Origin of the sequence: Actinomadura sp. NTSP31, assembly GCF_041951385.1 — a bacterium.
Lineage (GTDB): Bacteria > Actinomycetota > Actinomycetes > Streptosporangiales > Streptosporangiaceae > Spirillospora > Spirillospora napierensis.
The window spans coordinates 48,502-65,873 of record NZ_JBGNUT010000046.1 but is presented as its reverse complement, the minus strand read 5'-3'; the positions used below and the strand labels follow the sequence as shown (position 1 = coordinate 65,873).

Genomic DNA, 17,372 nt, shown 5'->3' with positions numbered 1-17,372 from the left:
GTCCGGCGCGACGGCCGCGACCGCCGCCAGTGCGCGGGGCGGGCGCCGGTCGGGGAGCCCGCCCCCCGGCCGGTGCTCCCGCATCCCTCGATCCTGCCCGATGCGCGGGACCGCTCGTCCCGAGAGGTGCCTCACACCCACGCGCCCGTCCGCGCTCGGTGCGGGATCGGGGGCGGGATCGGGGCGTGGCGTCCACCGCTAGGGTGACGCGCATGGCAGGTGAGGCGGCGCCGCGCCGGCGGCCCCCGTTCCGGCGGCTGTCCCAGGACCGCCGCCGCGAGGAGATCATCGAGGCCGCGATCGAGGCGTTCGGGCGGCGGCCCGAGCCGGAGGTGTCGATCGACGACGTGGCTCGGGAGGCGGGCACCTCCCGCTCGTCGGTGTACCGGTACTTCGAGGGCAAGCAGGAGCTGTACGAGGCGGCCGCGGACCGGGTCGGCGCGGAGCTGACCGACCGGCTGGCCCAGGTCGCCGGGGGCGCGCCGTCGCAGCAGATGATGCGGCGGCTGGAGCTGTACGTCGACTTCCTGGAGCGCTACGAGGTCGGCTACGCCAGCCTGCTGGGCGTGGGTGGCCGGCAGGCGCCGGAGGCGACGCTGTCGACCGCGCAGAAGGTCCGCGACGAGATCTGCGCGCTGACGTACCGGACGCTGCGGGTGGACGCGCCGAGCGGGGTGCTGCGCTCGACCGTGCAGGCGTGGATCGCTGCCGTGGAGTGGGCGGGCACCGAGTGGCTGCGCTCCCGCGAGCCGGCCCGGCCGGTGCTGGAGGCGACGATGGCGGCGCAGTTCACCTCGATGCTGGTGGCCGCGGCGGTGTTCGATCCGCTGTGCGCGGACCGGGTGGCGTGGCTGATGCGGGTGGAGCCGCCGGAGGCGCCGTTCGGGATGCTGGTGCGGGCGGTGGCGGGCACGTTCGACGCCCCGATGGTCGGGGATCTCGCGCGGTTCCTGGCGCACCGTCCGGGTGGGCGCCGTCCCGGGTGACCCGGCTGTCACCGGACGCTCACCGCGTCTCCGAAATGACTCACATATCTACAGTGGTCCGGGTCTTTCTTATTACTCCGGCCTGTAGATCATTTGGCGGGTCGGCGGCACACTCTGCGGAAGTCGCACGGCCACGGGGGTCGGGCAGTTCCGCAAGGTGAGCATATGACACCCTCTGTCCGCGGTCCGGTACTCACAGTCGTCCGCTGGCGGCGCTCGGTGACGGCGAGCACCATCGCCACCGTCCTGGTGGCCGGGGTCGGCGCGGCCGGAGCCGGGGCGGCGCGGGCGGACACGTCCCCGGCGAAGGCGGACGACGGCGCGCAGATCACCCAGGAGACCAAGGTCGCCGACCGCGAGGTGGACGTCACCATCTCCTCCCCGGCGCTCGGCAAGTCGGTCAAGACGCGGATCCTGCTGCCCAAGGACTGGCAGCGCGGGTCGACGCGGACGTGGCCGGTGCTGTACGCCTTCCACGGCGGCCAGGACGACTACACCTCCTGGACCAAGAACACCGACATCGAGGCCTGGGCGGCCAAGTACGACGCCCTGGTGGTCATGCCGGAGGGCGAGAACGGCTCCTACACCGACTGGTACAACTACGGCAAGGGCGGGACCCCCAAGTGGGAGACCTTCCACACCGCCGAGGTGCGCCAGCTGATGGAGCGCAACTACGGCGCGGGCGCGGTCCGCGCGGCGATCGGCAACTCCTCCGGCGGGCAGGGCGCCTACAGCTACGCGGCCCGGCACCCGGGGCTGTTCAAGTACGTCGCCTCGCTCAGCGGCACGCTGTCGCTGCGGTCGGCGGGCATGCCGGCGATGCTGATGTTCACCAACGCCGGCAACGGGCAGGACCCGTTCGCGATCTGGGGCATCCCGTGGGCCGACGACGCCAACTGGGCCGCGCACGACCCCTACGCGCTGGCCGACAAGCTGCGCGGCACGCAGCTGTTCTTCTCCGCCGGCACGACCGGCCGGCCCGGCCCCGGCGACCCGAACGTGGCGCCGTGGGACATCGGCCTGCTGAGCGAGATCGCGGTCGGCGCGGACAACAACGAGTTCAAGAAGCGCCTGGACGAGCTGAAGGTGCCCTACACCGCCGACATCTACGGCGACGGCCGCCACAACTGGCCCGCGTGGATCCGCGAGGCCACCAAGATCTGGCCGACGATGATGAAGGCGATCGGCGCGAGCCAGGTCACCGTCACCGCGAAGCACCGCTGACGCGCGAGGGCCACGCCGTCCGGCCGTGACCGGGCGGCGGGCCCTGCCGCCTGATCGCGCGGGTCCTGATCGCGCGGGTGTGGTCACAAGCCGAGCCCGGCCCGGTTCCGGGGACGACCGCGGCTGTCGTCCCCGGAACCGGGCCGTGGGCCCGGGGGTCCCCGTAACGGGGCCGTCGCCGTTCGCGCCGGAAGGCGGCGCGAACGGCGCGGGCCGGTGCTCTAGCCGTGCCGCTGCCGGTAGGTCAGGCCGTGGCCGAACGGGTAGAGGGCGGTGCCGGGGTCGTCGCGGGTGGGGATGGCGACGGGCAGCTTCCCGTGCGGCGGGTTCTCGCCGAACAGCGTCCCGACGGCCGAGCGCAGGGCCTCGGCGGTGTAGGAGTAGGTGGCCAGGTAGGTGGCGGCCTCGGGGAAGTAGGCGATGTCGTAGGGGTCGCGGACGGCGATGACGACGACGGGTTTCCCGGTGGCGACCAGTGCCTTGACGAGGTTCGTCTGCCCGGGGCCCTGGTGGCCCGGTTCGGTGCTGACGTCCCAGGCGCGGTTGGTGACGGCGACGATGAGGTCCTGGCCCTGCGCGGCGGCGACGGCGTCGTCGATCTGCGCCTGGGTGGGGCTGAGCCCGGTGCTGCGGACGGTGGTGGCGGCGCCGTGCTCGCCGATCCCGGTGGCGAGCCCGGCGGTGGTGGCGGTGCCCCATCCGGCGACCAGCGCCTTGCGGGGCCCGGACTTGAGCGGCAGCAGGCCGGCGTCGTCCTTGACCAGGGTGGTGGTGCGGTCGGTGGCGCGCTGCGCGGCGGCCAGGTGCGCGCGGGTGCCGACCGTGCGGCCGATGCGGGAGGTGTCGGCGTAGGGGTCGCGGAACAGCCCGCGCTTCTGCTTGAGGGCCAGCACCCGGTACACCGACGCGTCGAGGCGTTCCTCGCTGATCTCGCCGGTCTTGACGGCGTCGACGACGGCGGCGAGCTGGCGGGCGAACACGCCGTTGCCGGAGGCGTCGGCCGGGGGTTTGAGCAGCACGTCCGCGCCGGCCTTGAGGGCCAGGACGGGGATGCGCTCGTCGCCGTACTTGTCGCGGACGCCCTGCATGTCCAGGGCGTCGGTGACGATGACGCCGCGGTAGTGCAGCTGGTCGCGCAGGATGCCGGTGAGGATCGGCTTGGACAGGGTGGCGGGGTCCTCGGACGGGTCGAGCGCGGGGACGATGATGTGCGCGGTCATGATGGAGTCGACGCCCGCGGCGATCGCGGCGCGGAAGGGCGGCAGGTCGAGCTTCTCCCACTGGGCGCGGGTGTGCCCGATGCGAGGCACGCCGGTGTGGCTGTCGGTGGTGGTGTCGCCGTGCCCGGGGAAGTGCTTGGCGGTGGCGGTCACTCCCGCGGACCGGTAGCCGCCGACCTGCGCGGTGACCATGGACGACACCAGCGACGGGTCGGAGCCGAAGGAGCGCACGCCGATGACGGGGTTGGCGGGGTTGACGTTGACGTCGGAGTCCGGCGCGTAGTCCTGGTTGACGCCGATGGCGCGCAGTTCCTGCCCGGTGATGCGGGCGAGCGCGCGGGCGTCGCCGGTGCTGCGTCCGGCGGCCAGCGCCATGCTGCCGGGCGACTGGGTGGCCGGCGGCTGGACGCGGGCGACGATGCCGCCTTCCTGGTCGGTGGCGATCGTCTCGGGGATGCGGAGCGGCTGGGCCGTCGCGGCGTGCTGGATGCCGTTGGAGAACCCGGCGAGCTGCCCGGGGTCGTCGACATTGTTGGCGTAGTAGATGAATCCGCCGGGGTGGTAGCGGGCGACGACCTGGGCGGCGTTGTCGACCCCGTACAGCTTGCGGTTGGCGGCGACGTCGGCGGGGTCGGTGGTGTCGGCGCTCTTGCCGTACACCTGCAGGACGAACAGCTGGGCGGCCTTGTCCTGCAGGCTCATCGAGCGCAGCAGCCGCGTCAGGGCGGGGTCCTTGCCGCCGGCGGGCGCGGCGCCGGCGCGGGCGGGCGCGGCGGGCACGGTCAGCGTGGCGGCGGCGAGCGCCGCGGCCGCCAGCCCCGCGACGGCGCGGCGCGCGCGGCCCGTGCCCGGCGGGCGGGCCGGATGCTCGCGGGACAGGTGCTCGCGGGACAGGTGCTCGCGGGCCGGGCGGTTGCGGGACAGGTGCGTGCGGGGCAGGTGCATGACGGCTCCCTCCGCCCCCGAGCTGCCAGGTTGATCAAGGTTCTGCGGGCACGCTAACCCGGCGGGGCGGGCGCGTCCACGGCAATGGTCGACGATGTGGTCCGGGTCCGCCATGGTGGGGGTAAAGCCTGCGGTCACTCGCGGCGGCGGCTGCGGCGAAGCGACCACCGGCGTGCGCGCGCGGGCGGCACCGTCCGGGTGAGGGGGTGCTCCTCCACGTCGTAGCGGCGGACGTAGGCGCCGGCGAACGCCTGCACGCTCGCGCCGAACGGCAGCGCGACCAGCGCCCCGACCGGTCCGGCGACCGCCACGCCGGCCAGGACGAGCCCGAACGCGACCGCCGGGTGCATGTCCAGCGTCCGGGCGGTGATGCGGGGCTGCAGGAGGTAGTTCTCCACCTGCTGGTAGGCGACGATGAACAGCAGGATCCACAGCGCGGTCGCCGGCGACCGGGTCAGCGCGATCAGGACCGGCACCGCGCCCGCCAGGTAGGTGCCGACCGCGGGGATGAACTGCGACACCACCCCGACCCACAGCGCCAGCGTCGCCGCGTACGGCACTCCGAGCCCGGCCAGCGCGACGTAGTGCGCGACCCCGGAGATCAGTGCCAGCAGCGCGCGGGAGTAGATGTAGCCGCCGGTCTTGCCGATCGCGATCTCCCAGGCCCGCAGCACCTCCCGCTGCCGGCGCGGCGGCAGCAGCGAGCACACCTGCCGGCGCAGCTGCGGGCCCTGCGCCGACAGGTAGAAGGTGAACAGCAGTACCCCGAGCCCTTTGAAGACGACCCCGAAGGCGGTGGCGCCGATCCCCCACACGTTCTGCGCCAGGGACGACAGGTGCCGTGACAGCGTGCCGGTCACGGTGGGGAGCCGCTGGAACAGGGTGTCGCGCGACAGGTGGGTGCCGAAGGTGGCGTTGACCCAGTCGACGACCTGCCGGACGTAGCCGGGGAACCCGTTGATCAGGTGGGTGGTCTGGGTGGCCAGCAGCGACCCGATGCCGCCGAGGAACCCGGCGAGCAGGACCCCGATGACCACGAACATCAGCCCGGTGCCGGCGCCGCGCCGCCATCCGCGCGCCGCCAGCCAGTCCACCGCGGGCTCGATCGCGAACGCCAGGAACAGCGAGACCAGCACGATCAGCAGCAGGTCCCGCAGCCGCTGCAGCAGCCACAGCAGCGCCATGAACGCCAGGACGACGGCGCCGGCGAGCACGAACGCGCGAGGCAGCCAGGCCGGCATCCGCCGGGGGCCGGGCCGTCCGGCGGTGGACGCGGGCCCCGCCGCGGGCGGCTCGGGAGGTGCGGGGGGTGCGGGGGGTGCGTCGGGCGGGACGTCGGCGGGCGCGTATGCGGGCCTGGCGCCGGGCGTCTGCGGCATGCCCGCACGTTAGCCGCGGCCGCGTCCGCCGCCCGCGGGCACGCGCCCGGCTTTGCCGAGACTTCAGCCCGGGCCGGGGGGCGCGGGACGGCAAAGAAAGGTCGACCGCGGCTTGCCCTCCCGCGCCCCGGGGTGCGGATACCGGCGCGCCGTCGCGGGAAGGTCGCCCGGAACGCACCGATACGTGCACCGATTCGTCAAGGGGGGTCGCAGGCATGGGGTACGTCACCACGCGCGACGGCAACGAGATCTTCTACAAGGACTGGGGCTCGGGCGCCCCGGTGGTGTTCATCCACGGCTGGCCGCTGAACGCCGACGCGTGGGAGGACCAGCTGACGGCGGTGGCCGACGCCGGGTACCGCGGCATCGCCCACGACCGGCGCGGGCACGGCCGCTCGTCGCAGCCGTGGGACGGCTATGACTTCGACACCTTCGCCGACGACCTGGCCGACCTGCTCGGCACGCTGGACCTGCGGGACGTCACGCTGGTGGCGCATTCGATGGGCGGCGGCGAGCTGGCCCGCTACATCGGCCGGCACGGCACCGGCCGGGTCGCCAAGGCCGTGCTGCTGTCGGCGATCCCGCCGCTGATGCTGCGCACCGACGCCAATCCCGAGGGCGTCCCGGCGCAGGTGTTCGAGGACATCAAGGCCGGGATCCTGCGGGAGCGCTCGCAGTTCTGGAAGGACAGCTCGGAGGGGTTCTTCGGCGCGAACCGCCCGGGCGGCAAGGCGACGCAGGGCAACCGGGACGCGTTCTGGTTCATGGCGATGCACGAGACCATCAAGGCGGGCGTGGACTGCACGACGGCGTTCGCCGAGACCGACTTCACCGACGACCTGAAGAAGTTCGACGTGCCGACCCTGATCGTGCACGGCGACGACGACCAGATCGTCCCGATCGACGCGACGGCCCGCAAGTCGGCGCGGATCATTCCGGACGCGACGCTGAAGGTCTACGAGGGCGGCTCGCACGGCATCGCGATGGTGCCGGGCGACAAGGAGCGCTTCAACCGGGACCTGCTGGAGTTCCTCGCGAGCTGACCGGCCGCCCACCCCTCCCCCGGGCGCGCCGCCTCCCCCGGACCCGGGTTCGGCGTGCGCGTGGCCCGGGGGCGCGGCGGGTCAGGCGCCCGGGGTGACGAACTCGGGCTGGTCGAGGACGCGGAGCCAGCTGCCGTCGGGCTGGCGGCGGACGACCTGCGCGCGGGCGCCGGCGCCGTCCCTGGGCGGGGTGGAGGTGAGGGCGATGTCGCCGCTGACGAGGGTGGGCAGCGGCTCCTCGGGTTCGAAGCGCGGGCGCCCGGCGAGCACCTTCTCCCACAGCGCGCGGATCGCCTCGCGTCCAACGGTCCGGGAGCCGGGCGGGTAGGCCATCACGGCGTCCTCCTCGTACAGCGCGGCGACCCCGGCGGCGTCGCCGGCGTTGGAGCGCTCGACGAACAGGCGGGTGATGTCCTCGGGCCGCATGGCCTTCTCCATGGTGTCCTCCCTGGTGGCTGGTGTGTCACCTCCCATGCTCGACCCCCGGCGCCCAGAAGTCCAACAGATGGTTCTTCTGGTTTCCAGAAGCAATGCTTATAGCTTTCGGTGCGGGACCGCGCGGAGGCGCCGTCGCCCGCCACGCGCGGGTTGCGGCAGTATGTGGCCGTATGGGGCAGATCTTCGCGCATCGGTTGCGGGTGCGGTACAGCGAGTGCGACCAGCAGGGCGTGGTGTTCAACGGCCACTACCTGTTCTTCTACGACGTGGCGTTGACGGAGCTGTGGCGCGCGGCGGTGTGTGGCCCGGATGAGATGCTGGCGGCGGGGTACGACCTGGTGGTGGCGGAGGCGCGGATCCGCTACCGGGAGGGCGCGCGGTTCGACGACCTGGTGGACGTGGAGATGCCGGTGGCGCGTCTCGGCACGACGAGCATGGTGGTGCGGCCGCGGTTCCTGGTGGAGGGGCGGCTGATGGCCGACGGGGAGGTGCGGCACGTGTTCATCGACCCGGGCTCCAAGGCCAAGAGGGAGATGCCCGGGCCGGTACGGGCGGCGCTCGCGCCGTACCTGGAGGAGACGGGACAGGCGGCCGGCACCGTGTCAGGCTCCTGATCGCCTGGCGACGTTACGAGCGTCGTGCGAGATCCGAACATGGAATCCGGTGTTTCGCCTGACGGGTCCGGCTCAGTTCCCGTGGGTCCGATTCAACTGGGTGGGGGCCGTCCGGGGCAACCCCTTTTCCGGGGCGGCCCCGGACGCGTCGCCCGGCGCGGGGCCGGAGGCGGGGCCGGGGGCGGGGCGGGTTCAGCGGGCGAACAGGGAGGCGTAGACGGTGCGGCCGCCGTCGGTGACGACCTGGCCGGCCAGGTGCGGGGCGGTGAGGGTGGACAGCCGCAGGTCCAGGTAGCGCTCCTCCTCCTGGACCTCGACGGGTCCGCCGGGGACGCCGGCGGGCCATCCGGCGATCTCGGCGACGCGGTCGGCGCGGTCGCGGTCCAGGGCGCCGCGCAGCTCGGCCAGGCCGGCCGCCTCGAAGGGGACGGCGGCGGCGTGCGGGCCGGGCGGCGCGGGCTCGGCGCGCCAGGCGGCGACGCCGTAGGCGAAGCAGACCAGCGCGGTCCACATCTCGGCGAAGTAGCCGGGGTCGGGGCAGATCTCCAGGCCGGCGAAGCGGCCGGCGACGAAGAACAGCGCGCCGACCTGGCCGGGCTGGGGTTCCAGGCGGTTCTGGAACTGGGTGAGGACGGGCCGCTTGCGCGACAGGATCTGCTCCAGGTGGCCGCGGCGGGGCAGCCCGCAGCGGTGGTTGAGGTCGGCGATGTCGTCCCACAGCTTGGCGTAGCCGCGCACGCCGCGCAGTTGCAGGGCGCGGGCGCGCAGTTCGACGGGCAGCACGAAGAACCACTGGTCGCGTCCGGTGAGGTAGCCGCCCTGGGTCTGCTGGACGCAGCAGGCGTCCTCGAACAGCAGGCGCTGCCCGGGCGCGAGGAACGCCGACCGGCACAGCGCGTGGTTCTGCGCGGCGTCCTGGACGTAGCCGAGGTGCAGCGGGACGATCGCGACGCCGGTGTCGGCGCCGTTGCGCAGTTCGAGGCGGCCGTAGCCGGTGACGCGCGACAGCTTCAGCCCGGTGCGGGGCGGGACGAAGCCGGGGCGGGCGGGCCCGGAGATCGGCACCATGGTGAGCGCGCCGGCCTGCTGCGGGGTGCCGAGGCGGTGCCCGGCGAGGCTGAGCGGGCCGGGGACCAGGGTGTCGAGCGCCGTGGTGTCGGTCATGCGGTGCTCTTTCTGTCGTGCCGGATGGACCGGCCCTGCCCGGGGCGGGGGCGGTGGTGCGCGGGCGGGGCCCGGGTCAGGCGGCGAGGGCGGCGGTGAGGTCGGTGGCCTGCCGGTCCAGGGCGTCCAGGCGGGCGCTCAGGGCGGTGTGCAGCCAGGGGCGGCCGGCGGGGCAGTGCGCGAACATCCAGGGCAGCAGGGCGGTGAAGTCGTCCTGGTGCCAGAATCCGCGCTGCGGCAGGGACGGGTCGGGGCGGCGCAGCGTCAGGTCGTCGGCGCCGGTGAACAGGGCGTGGCAGAACACCACGGGGGTGGTGACGCCGGCGCGCGGGAGGGTGGCGGTGACGCGGGCGAGGTCGCCGGGGAACCGGTTCTCGTAGCCGTCGGAGACGACGGCGACCAGGTCGGGGCCGGTGCCGAGGGCGTCCAGGACGCCGGTGGCCAGGTCGGTGGCGCCGCGCGGGGCGCGTTCGTCGCCGCCGACCTCGATGACCTCGAGCCGGTCGCACACCCGCGACAGCAGCATCCGCAGCGCGGCGGCCTGCGACAGCACGGCCCATTCGCGTTCGCCGTGGCCGCGCATGGACGCCGAGGCGTCCAGGACGAGCGCGACGGTGCCGGTGAAGCGGGGGAAGGCGCGGGCGGCGTCGTCGAGGTAGCGGCCGAGGGCGGCGTACAGGTCCTCGGCGGGGCCGCCCCGGTACAGGTGGACCAGGGTGGCGGCGATGTCGCCGCGGTTGGTGGCGGTGACGGTCGCGGGCCGTTCGCCGGCGGCGTCGAGGGCGAGGGCGGGCTCGTCGGGCAGCGCCCGCGCGGCGGCGTCCGCGCCCGCTCCGGGGCCGGTCGCGGTGCCGGTCGCGGTGCCGGTCGCGGGCGGGGCGTAGAGGGCCTCGACGCGGCCGGGGGCGGTGGCGGGGACGGCGAGGAAGCGCAGCAGGCGGCGCCGCAGGTAGTCCGAGCCGGTGTCGCCGCCGGCGATGCGGCGGGCGCAGCCGCGGGCGGCGGTCTTGCCGAGCGCGTGCTCGAAGCAGTCGAGCAGGGCGGGGCGGCGCGCGGCGATGAGGGTGTCGGCGTCGGGGTGCTCGAGCACGAACCGCAGGACGGCGCGGGTGGTGTGCTTGTGGTTGGCGCGCAGCCGGCGCAGGGCGAGCAGGGCGGTGATGACGTGCGCGGGCGGCAGCGCCAGCGTCAGGACGCGGGCCAGGCGCGCGAGGGTGTCGCGGGTGGGGGCGTCGAGGCCGGCCTGGGTGGCGGCGAGGGTCTGCAGCAGGACGCGGGCGCGCTGCCAGGGCAGCGCGCCGGGGGCGAGGGCCAGCAGCGCGTAGTGCTCGGGGCCGGCGGCGTGGGCGGCGCGGTGCAGGTCCGCGTCGTCCCAGCGCAGGGTGCCGCCCCTCGGCAGGGTGAGCGGGGTGTCGTGGGTCTGCAGGTGGGCCAGGAACGTGGGGGTGTCCATGATTGTTCGCCTCCGCAATCATGGAGTCTAGGAACGCCGCGGAGCGTGTCGACACCCATTTTCCGGCGGCGGCGCGGGCGGCGCGCCGCTACCGGTCGTCCGCGGGTTTCGGCGCGTAGTCGCCGATGCCGTGTTCCAGCAGGTCGAAGACGCGGGCGGCGGAGGCGTAGACGTCCTCGCGCATCTCCTGGAGGGTCTCGCCGGCGCTCTTGCGGGCGGCGATCTCCTCGATGAGGACGCCCTGCGCGGCGTAGATCATCGAGGCGACCGCGCGGGGGGCGATGTCGTCGGGTCCGGCGCCGGTCTCCTCGGCGAGCAGGTCGGCGAGGACGTCCTTCATCCGCCGGCCGAGTTCGCGGGAGCGGGCGGTGAGGGCGGGGCTGTCGCTGACGGTCTTCATCCACACCTCCGAGCCCTCGTGGAAGGCGGTGCGGTAGGAGCCCTCGTCCAGGCCTTCGAAGAAGCGGCGGCGGAACACCGCGACGACGCCCTCGCCGGGGCGGCGGTCGCGGAAGGCGTGCCCGGCGGTCTCGATCATCTCGTCCTGGCGGTCGAAGAACAGGTCCTCCTTGGTCTTGAAGTAGTTGAAGACGGTGTTGACCGACACGTCGGCGACGCGGGCGACGTCGGCGACGGTGACGTTGTCGAAGCCGCGCGTGATGAACAGCCCGGTGGCGATGTCGGCGATGCGGCGGCGGGTCTCGCGCTTCTTGCGCTCGCGCAGGCCGAGCCGGGGTTCGGGGCGCCGGTCGATCTCCTCTCCCATGCCCGGAATCCTACCTTCACTGGTGTCACTGAAAACTTGGTGTGACTGCAAATTTGTGGTTACTCTGTCGGCGAGTCGTTCACCCCCCAGCGGAGGTCAATCGTGATCGAGGCACGCGGGCTCGCCCGCACCTTCACCGGCAAGCACGGCACGGTGGAGGCCGTGCGCGGCGTGGACCTGTCGGTGGCGCCCGGCGAGATCGTCGGGTTCCTCGGGCCCAACGGCGCCGGCAAGACCACCACGCTGCGGATGCTGACGACGCTGCTGGCGCCGACCGCCGGCACCGCCACGGTCGCCGGGCACGACCTGCGCGCCGACCCGGGCGGGGTGCGGCGCCGCATCGGATATGTCGCGCAGGGCGGCGGCACCGACCCCTCGGTCCCGGCCGGCGAGGAGCTGGGCCTGCAGGCCCGCCTGTACGGGGTGGACGGCCGCGCGGAGCGGATCGCCGAGCTGTGCGCGCGCCTGGAGCTGGAGGGCCTGGGGTCGCGGCCGTGCGGGGCGCTGTCGGGCGGGCAGCGTCGCCGGCTGGACATCGCGCTGGGGCTGGTGCACCGCCCGCCGCTGCTGTTCCTGGACGAGCCGACGGCCGGCCTGGACCCGCAGAGCCGCGGGAACCTGTGGGAGCACGTCCGCTCGATGCGCGCCGAGGACGGCACGACGGTGTTCCTGACCACCCATTACCTGGACGAGGCCGACGCCCTGTGCGACCGGCTGCTGATCATCGACCGGGGGCGGATCGTCGCCGCGGGCACGCCCGCCGAGCTGAAGCGCCGCGTCGCCGGGGACGTGGTCACGCTCGAGCTGGCCGACCCGGCGGGCGCGGCGCCGGCGCGCGAGGCGCTGTCGCGGCACTCGTCCGTGCGGGAGGCGGTGGTCAGCGGCGGCGGGGTGCGGCTGACCGTCGAGGACGGCGAGCGGCAGCTGATGAGCCTGGTGCGGGCGCTGGACGCCGCCGGTGTGGAGCTGGCGTCGCTGAACCTGGCCCGTCCGAGCCTCGACGACGTGTTCCTCACCGTCACCGGCCGTTCCCTGCGCGACGCCGCCTGACCCGGCCGCGCTCGTCCCGAGAGAGAAGGAGGACCGCGATGTCCCTGTCCCTGTCCACGTCCATGGCGACGTCGTTGCCGGGGTCGCTGGCGCGGACCGCCGCCGACACCCGGCTGGTGTTCGGCCGTTACCTGCGGCAGACGCTGCGCAGCAAGGTCGCGGTGGTGTTCGGCGCGATGCAGCCGCTGCTGTACCTGGTGCTGTTCGGGCCGCTGCTGTCGAGGCTGGTGGACGTGCGCGGCTTCGGCGCCGGCAACGCCTGGCAGGTGTTCGTGCCGGGCGTGCTGATCCAGCTGGCGCTGTTCGGCGCCGGGTTCGTCGGGTTCGGGCTGATCGCCGAGCTGCGGTCGGGGGTGGTGGAGCGGCTGCGGGTGACGCCGGTGAGCCGCACGGCGCTGCTGCTCGGCCGGGTGCTGCGCGACACCGTCATCGTGGCGTTCCAGGCGGTGATGCTGGTGGCGGTCGGGCTGGCGCTGGGGCTGCGCGCGCCGGCGGGCGGCATCGCCGTCGGGCTGCTGTTCGTTGTGTCGCTGGCGGTCGCCGTCGCGTCGCTGTCGTACGTGCTGGCGATGCGGACGCGCGCCGAGGACGCGTTCGCGCCGCTGCTGTCGGCGGTGACGCTGCCGCTGATGCTGCTGTCGGGGATCCTGCTGCCGATGAGCCTGGCGCCGGGGTGGCTGGACGTGGTGTCGCGGTGCACGCCGTTCCGGTACGTGGTGGACGCGGCGCGCGCGGCGTTCCTGGGCGACTACGCGACGGCGGCGGTCGCCGAGGGCGCGCTGGTCGCGGTGGTGCTGCTGGTGGTGTCGGTGTGGCTGGGCGCCCGGCGGTTCCGCGCCGAGAACGCCTGACCGCCGCGTCCGGCCGCAGGCGCCGGCGCGGTGCCGGTGCGGTGCGTGCCGGTGCGGGGGCAGGCGGCCGGTCAGTTGCGGGCGTCGGCGGCGCTGGGCGCGGGCAGGGCCCCGGGCGCGGTGTCCGCCGCGCCCGGGGCGTTCGGGGCGTCGGGTGCGGTGGCGGCGCGCTGGGCGATGTAGGCGCCGGCCAGGACGATGACGCCGCCGGTCATCTGCACGGCGGTGAGGCGTTCGCCGAGCGCCGCCCAGGCGATGAGGGTGGCCGCGACCGCCTCGGTGTAGCAGATGGCGCCGCCGACCTGCGCCGACAGGCGGTGCAGCCCGGCGATCCCGGTGAGGTAGGCCAGCACGGTGCTGACCAGCGCGATCCAGGCGACCAGCGTCCAGCCGGGGGCGGTGCGCCCACCGACGGGGACGGCGGCGGCGAGCACGTCCCAGGGCAGCGCCCACGGCGCGGCGGGCAGGGCGAGCGCGGCGGCGGCGACCGCGCTGCCGGCGGTGGTGATGACCAGCGGGTCGACGCGTCCGGCGAGGCGGTCGACCAGCAGGAAGTAGGACGCCTGGCAGGCGGCGGCGCCGAGCCCGGCGGCCAGCCCGAGCGGGTCGAGGCTCAGGCCCGTCCACACCTGGACGACCAGCGCGAGTCCCGCCATCGCGACGACGACGCCGGCGGCGGCGGTGCGGTGCACGGGGGCGCGGCGCACCAGCCGCAGCCAGGCCAGCACCATGACGGGGCCGGTGAACTCCAGCAGGATCGCCACGCCGACGGGCAGCCGGGACGCGGCCAGGTAGTAGCACGCCTGGCATCCGGCGACGCCGGTCAGCCCGTACAGCGTCAGCCGTCCGAGGTGGGGCCGCAGTTGCGCGCGCAGGGGGCGGGCGCCCGGGCGGGTCCGCACCGCGGCAGCGATCGGGACCAGCACGGCCGCCGACACCGCGATGCGCAGCCACACCGCCTGCAGCGGTTCCAGCCCGCCTTCGATGAGCGCCTTGCCGAACGGGCCGGACGCCCCGAAGCACACCGAGGAGAACACCGCCAGCGCGACGCCCTGCGCGCGGGTGCGCGCGGCCGCGTCGACGCCCATCGCCCGCTCCTCCCCTCTCCCTCGATCAGGAGCATCGTGCCATAACGGTCATTACATGGCGAGGGTGGGAGCGGCGCGGCCGGACGCGCGCCGGCCGTGTGCCGGCCAGTGCACCGAACGCGGCATGCCGGACACTCCGCCGGGGAGGACTACTATTCGCCGGGTGAGCTGGCAGGGGGCCGGGGCGGGACCCGGCGGGACGGGAGGCGGCCCGGGCGCGGACCTGTTCGCGGCGGTCGAGGGCAACGTGCGCGAGCTGGTCGCCTCGCCGTGGTGGCGGACCGCCCAGCCGCAGGAGCGCGCCGCGCAGATCGCCGCGCGGATGCTGTGGGGCGCCGGGGAATGGTGGCTGTTCGGCGCCTGGGGCCGCTGGTACCGGTGCGGGCTGGACGGCGCCTGGCATCCCTGCCCTCCCCCGCCCGACTTCGAGGACCGCCGCGTCGCGGTCCCGGCGCCGCGCGGCGGCGGGACGCCGCCGGTCCCGCCGCAGCTGTACCCGACCGGCCCGGACCTGTCGGCGGGGCGGGTCGCGCCGCTGGGGTTCCTCGGGCCCGTCCCCGACACCGCGGTCGTCGCGCGGATCTCCCAGGCCATCACCACCGCGCTGGCGGTGAACCCGCAGCAGTTCGCCCAGCGCGACCCGATGTTCCAGCCCGGCACGCCCAGCACCATCGCGGCCGCGTGGGGGGCGCTGCTGTGGTGCGCGGGGTCCCCGGTGGTGCTGACCGAGCATCCGCTGATCGAGTCGTTCATCCCGTTCCTGACCACCTCGGCCGACCGGCTGCACTGGATGATGCCGCCGGACTTCGCCACCCTGGCCGGCTACTACGTCCACCGGCTCGGCGCCGGCGACGGCGGCGGCGCCGCGCACATCGCGCGGGTGATGTACGAGGTCGCGGCGGGCCTGCAGGCCGACCCGCGGTTCCGTCCCGGCGCCGACGCGCTCGCCGCGGTGACGGCGGCGTCGCTGCGGACGGTCAACCAGGACATGGCGACCGTCCGGTACGGGCCGGAGGCGATCGTGCAGGAGTGGCGGCGCCGGTGTCCCGCCGAGTTCGCCACCCCGATGGTCCGCGACACCGCGCCCGGGGAGTACCTGCGGCTCGCGCTGTACGACCTGGAGCAGATCGTGCACGGGCTGACCGGGCCGCGCCCCGCGGCGGGCGGCCGCAGCCACGACGAGGTCCGCCGCGCGGGGATCGCGGTGCTGGCCGCCGACCTGCAGGCCGCGCCGGGCGCGCTGCCGGCGCTGCAGCGGTGGCTGGACCCCGACAGCGCCCGCACGCTGCAGGCGGTGCTGAGCGACCCGGCCCATCCGCTGCGGGCGCTGTGGCCGCGCGACGGGCGGCTGCCGGACGCGCTGCGCCGCGACGACGCCGACGCGCTGGCGGCGCTGCTGGCCACCACCTACACGGTCGGGCTGACCTGGTGCCGGCTGGCGCAGGTGCCGCCGCCGGCGACGGGGTTCGCGGTGCCGCAGGCGGTCGCGGCGGAGCTGACGTCCCCGGCGATGCACTCCCCGCCGTCGACCGACGAGCTGTCGGCGTGGGACATCATCAAGGCCGCCCGCGCGCACATGGCGGCCGAGCGCGCCTCCTCGGGCTCGGACGCCGACCGTCCGGTCGCGCCGGTGCCCGAGCCGGCGCAGGAGGCGCCGGGCCCGCCGCCGGCCGCCGCGCCGATGGAGCCCCCGTCGGCGCCGCCGGTCTCGCCCCCGGTCTCGCCTCCGGTCGCGCCGCCGGGGCCCGCGCAGGCGCACGGGTCCGGTCCGTCGGTGCCGCCGCCCGCGCCGTCCGACCCGTTCGGGGTCCGCGCGCAGGCGCCCGCGCCGCCTCCGCCGCCCGGCCCCGGGCCCGGTCCCGCGGCGTCTCCGGTGCGGGACGAACGGGCGGGGATGCAGAACCCGTTGGGCTCCGACGTCCCGCCGCCCCCGCCGGCCGCGGAGCCGCGTCCTGAGGCCCGGCCGGAGCCCGCGGCGCAGCCGGCGCCCGAGCCCGCGCGGCCGGCTCCCGCCGCGGCGGAGGAGCCGCGGTGGCCGTCGGATCCGGCGGAGGACGAGCCGCGCTGGCCGTCGGAGCCCGCGTCTCCGGCCGCCTACGCCTCGGCGACGCAGCTGGACACCGACGCGTTCCGCACCATGCTGGACCAGGGCCCGGCGTGGCCGGGTGCGCCGATTCCGCCCGCCGCGACCGCCCAGACGCCCGCCGCGCCGCCGCCGGCGGCGCAGCAGCCGGATCTGCCGCCGCCTCCGGCGCCCGTGCCCGAGCCGGTCCCGCCGGCGCCGCCGGCGCCGGTGCCGGAGTCGAGCCCGCAGATCGCCGAGGCGTACGGGATCCGGTTCCTGTGCGGCGCCGACGACATCGGCCGGGTGGTGACGGAGGTGCGGCGGCGCGGCAAGTGGGCGCGGCGGTTGCGCGGGCAGGAGGTGTCGAGCGCGTCGGCGCCGGCGCTGCTGCTGATCGGCGCGCCGTCCAGCGGGCAGCGGCGGCTGGCGCGGATGGTGGCGCGGGCGCTGGCGGAGGTCGAGGCCTCCAGCGGCGAGGTCCACTCGGTGCACGCCGAGGACCTGCGCGACGCCGGCCCGGACGGGCTGCGGGCGGCGCTGGAGGAGCACGCCGGGCATGTGCTGCTGCTGGACGGCCTGGACGGGCTGGTCCTGGACGAGGCGCAGGGCGCGGGGTACGCGTCGGTGCTGTACCGGGCGCGGCTGGAGGGCGTCAACGACACCGCGCTGCTGGGCACCTGCGAGCCGGACCGGGTCGGGGAGCTGTCGGCGGCGTCGCCGGAGCTGGTGACCGATCTGCGTGCGGTGCGGCTGCCGGATCTGGGGACGGCGCGGGCGCGGTCGGCGCTGGTCGGGCTGCTGGCCGAGGAGCGGTCGCTGCGGCTGGGTTCGGACGCCTGGGCGGTGGTCGAGCGGGACGCGGCGACGCTGCGCGCGCGCGGGCGGCTGACCGGTGCGCGGCTGGTGGAGGCGTATCTGGACCGGGCCGCGACGCGGCATCTGGGCAGCGCCGAGGCGACGCAGGCGATCGGCGGCGCGCTGACGCTGACGGCGGCGGACTTCGAGGGCCTGGCGGCCGAGCTGTCGGGCCACTGACCGGCTCCCCGGTCCCCGCCGGGCGGGGCCGGGGCGCCGGGAGCCCTTGTC

The 17,372-nt window shown here is 75.4% G+C and carries 14 protein-coding genes; 7 read left to right on the top strand and 7 right to left on the bottom strand.

Annotated elements, in window-relative coordinates; translation table 11 throughout:
* Positions 1-212: 212 nt before the first annotated feature.
* Both ACA514_RS45020 and ACA514_RS45015 read left to right on the top strand, forming a co-directional pair.
* Positions 213-986: a TetR/AcrR family transcriptional regulator gene (locus tag ACA514_RS45020; RefSeq protein WP_375047634.1), complete on the top strand. Its 774-nt coding sequence runs from the start codon at positions 213-215 to the stop codon at positions 984-986.
* Between the two features lie 165 nt (positions 987-1,151).
* The gene (locus ACA514_RS45015; RefSeq protein WP_375047632.1) at positions 1,152-2,210 is read left to right on the top strand and encodes an alpha/beta hydrolase; all 1,059 of its coding nucleotides are present in this window, start codon (positions 1,152-1,154) and stop codon (positions 2,208-2,210) included.
* 221 nt (positions 2,211-2,431) lie between these two features.
* On the opposite strand, the gene ACA514_RS45010 is transcribed toward ACA514_RS45015, so the two are convergent.
* Together ACA514_RS45010 and ACA514_RS45005 are read right to left on the bottom strand one after the other, a co-directional pair.
* Entirely contained in the window at positions 2,432-4,375 is a 1,944-nt protein-coding gene (locus tag ACA514_RS45010) for a glycoside hydrolase family 3 protein (RefSeq protein ID WP_375047631.1), read from the bottom strand.
* Positions 4,376-4,509: 134 nt separating this feature from the next.
* On the bottom strand, positions 4,510-5,754 hold the full coding sequence (locus ACA514_RS45005; protein ID WP_375047630.1) for an AI-2E family transporter: 1,245 nt from the start codon (positions 5,752-5,754) through the stop codon (positions 4,510-4,512).
* A 215-nt stretch (positions 5,755-5,969) separates the two neighbouring features.
* Here ACA514_RS45005 and ACA514_RS45000 point away from each other — a divergent pair, with 215 nt between their 5' ends.
* On the top strand, positions 5,970-6,797 hold the full coding sequence (locus ACA514_RS45000; RefSeq protein ID WP_375047629.1) for an alpha/beta fold hydrolase: 828 nt from the start codon (positions 5,970-5,972) through the stop codon (positions 6,795-6,797).
* Positions 6,798-6,878: 81 nt separating this feature from the next.
* Here the strand turns inward: ACA514_RS45000 and ACA514_RS44995 are convergent, their stop codons facing one another.
* Entirely contained in the window at positions 6,879-7,235 is a 357-nt protein-coding gene (locus ACA514_RS44995) for a YybH family protein (protein ID WP_375047628.1), read from the bottom strand.
* A 170-nt stretch (positions 7,236-7,405) separates the two neighbouring features.
* On the opposite strand from ACA514_RS44995, the gene ACA514_RS44990 reads away from it, so the two are divergent.
* Positions 7,406-7,849 (top strand): acyl-CoA thioesterase, encoded by a 444-nt coding sequence (locus ACA514_RS44990; protein WP_375047627.1) that lies wholly within the window; start codon positions 7,406-7,408, stop codon positions 7,847-7,849.
* Positions 7,850-8,041: 192 nt separating this feature from the next.
* Here ACA514_RS44990 and ACA514_RS44985 read toward each other — a convergent pair whose 3' ends face one another.
* From ACA514_RS44985 to ACA514_RS44975, 3 genes are all read right to left on the bottom strand, one after another.
* Positions 8,042-9,013 carry an ARPP-1 family domain-containing protein gene (locus ACA514_RS44985; RefSeq protein WP_375047626.1) on the bottom strand — a complete coding sequence of 324 codons (972 nt, stop codon included), beginning with the start codon at positions 9,011-9,013 and terminating at the stop codon, positions 8,042-8,044.
* 76 nt (positions 9,014-9,089) lie between these two features.
* Complete coding sequence (locus ACA514_RS44980) at positions 9,090-10,466, bottom strand: hypothetical protein (protein WP_375047625.1); 1,377 nt, start codon at positions 10,464-10,466, stop codon at positions 9,090-9,092.
* 88 nt (positions 10,467-10,554) lie between these two features.
* Entirely contained in the window at positions 10,555-11,232 is a 678-nt protein-coding gene (locus ACA514_RS44975) for a TetR/AcrR family transcriptional regulator (protein ID WP_375047624.1), read from the bottom strand.
* Between the two features lie 102 nt (positions 11,233-11,334).
* On the opposite strand from ACA514_RS44975, the gene ACA514_RS44970 reads away from it, so the two are divergent.
* A complete protein-coding gene (locus ACA514_RS44970) occupies positions 11,335-12,282 on the top strand; it encodes an ATP-binding cassette domain-containing protein (RefSeq protein ID WP_375047623.1) in 948 nt (315 codons plus the stop codon).
* A gap of 38 nt (positions 12,283-12,320) precedes the next feature.
* The gene (locus ACA514_RS44965; protein ID WP_375047622.1) at positions 12,321-13,133 is read left to right on the top strand and encodes an ABC transporter permease; all 813 of its coding nucleotides are present in this window, start codon (positions 12,321-12,323) and stop codon (positions 13,131-13,133) included.
* Between the two features lie 71 nt (positions 13,134-13,204).
* Here ACA514_RS44965 and ACA514_RS44960 read toward each other — a convergent pair whose 3' ends face one another.
* Positions 13,205-14,221, bottom strand: coding sequence for a DMT family transporter (locus tag ACA514_RS44960; RefSeq protein ID WP_375047621.1), 1,017 nt, complete (start codon positions 14,219-14,221; stop codon positions 13,205-13,207).
* A gap of 163 nt (positions 14,222-14,384) precedes the next feature.
* On the opposite strand from ACA514_RS44960, the gene ACA514_RS44955 reads away from it, so the two are divergent.
* Positions 14,385-17,321: a hypothetical protein gene (locus ACA514_RS44955; RefSeq protein WP_375047619.1), complete on the top strand. Its 2,937-nt coding sequence runs from the start codon at positions 14,385-14,387 to the stop codon at positions 17,319-17,321.
* The last annotated feature ends 51 nt before the right edge of the window (positions 17,322-17,372 follow it).

Excerpts from the sequence above, each read along its gene's own strand:
- ACA514_RS44960 (WP_375047621.1), bottom strand. The coding sequence starts at position 14,221 with ATGGGCGTCGACGCGGCCGCGCGCACCCGCGCGCAGGGCGTCGCGCTG.
- ACA514_RS44975 (WP_375047624.1), bottom strand. The coding sequence starts at position 11,232 with ATGGGAGAGGAGATCGACCGGCGCCCCGAACCCCGGCTCGGCCTGCGC.
- ACA514_RS44980 (WP_375047625.1), bottom strand. The coding sequence starts at position 10,466 with ATGGACACCCCCACGTTCCTGGCCCACCTGCAGACCCACGACACCCCG.
- ACA514_RS45015 (WP_375047632.1), top strand. The coding sequence starts at position 1,152 with ATGACACCCTCTGTCCGCGGTCCGGTACTCACAGTCGTCCGCTGGCGG.
- ACA514_RS45010 (WP_375047631.1), bottom strand. The coding sequence starts at position 4,375 with ATGCACCTGCCCCGCACGCACCTGTCCCGCAACCGCCCGGCCCGCGAG.
- ACA514_RS45005 (WP_375047630.1), bottom strand. The coding sequence starts at position 5,754 with ATGCCGCAGACGCCCGGCGCCAGGCCCGCATACGCGCCCGCCGACGTC.
- ACA514_RS44985 (WP_375047626.1), bottom strand. The coding sequence starts at position 9,013 with ATGACCGACACCACGGCGCTCGACACCCTGGTCCCCGGCCCGCTCAGC.
- ACA514_RS44990 (WP_375047627.1), top strand. The coding sequence starts at position 7,406 with ATGGGGCAGATCTTCGCGCATCGGTTGCGGGTGCGGTACAGCGAGTGC.
- ACA514_RS44995 (WP_375047628.1), bottom strand. The coding sequence starts at position 7,235 with ATGGAGAAGGCCATGCGGCCCGAGGACATCACCCGCCTGTTCGTCGAG.
- ACA514_RS44965 (WP_375047622.1), top strand. The coding sequence starts at position 12,321 with ATGTCCCTGTCCCTGTCCACGTCCATGGCGACGTCGTTGCCGGGGTCG.
- ACA514_RS45020 (WP_375047634.1), top strand. The coding sequence starts at position 213 with ATGGCAGGTGAGGCGGCGCCGCGCCGGCGGCCCCCGTTCCGGCGGCTG.
- ACA514_RS45000 (WP_375047629.1), top strand. The coding sequence starts at position 5,970 with ATGGGGTACGTCACCACGCGCGACGGCAACGAGATCTTCTACAAGGAC.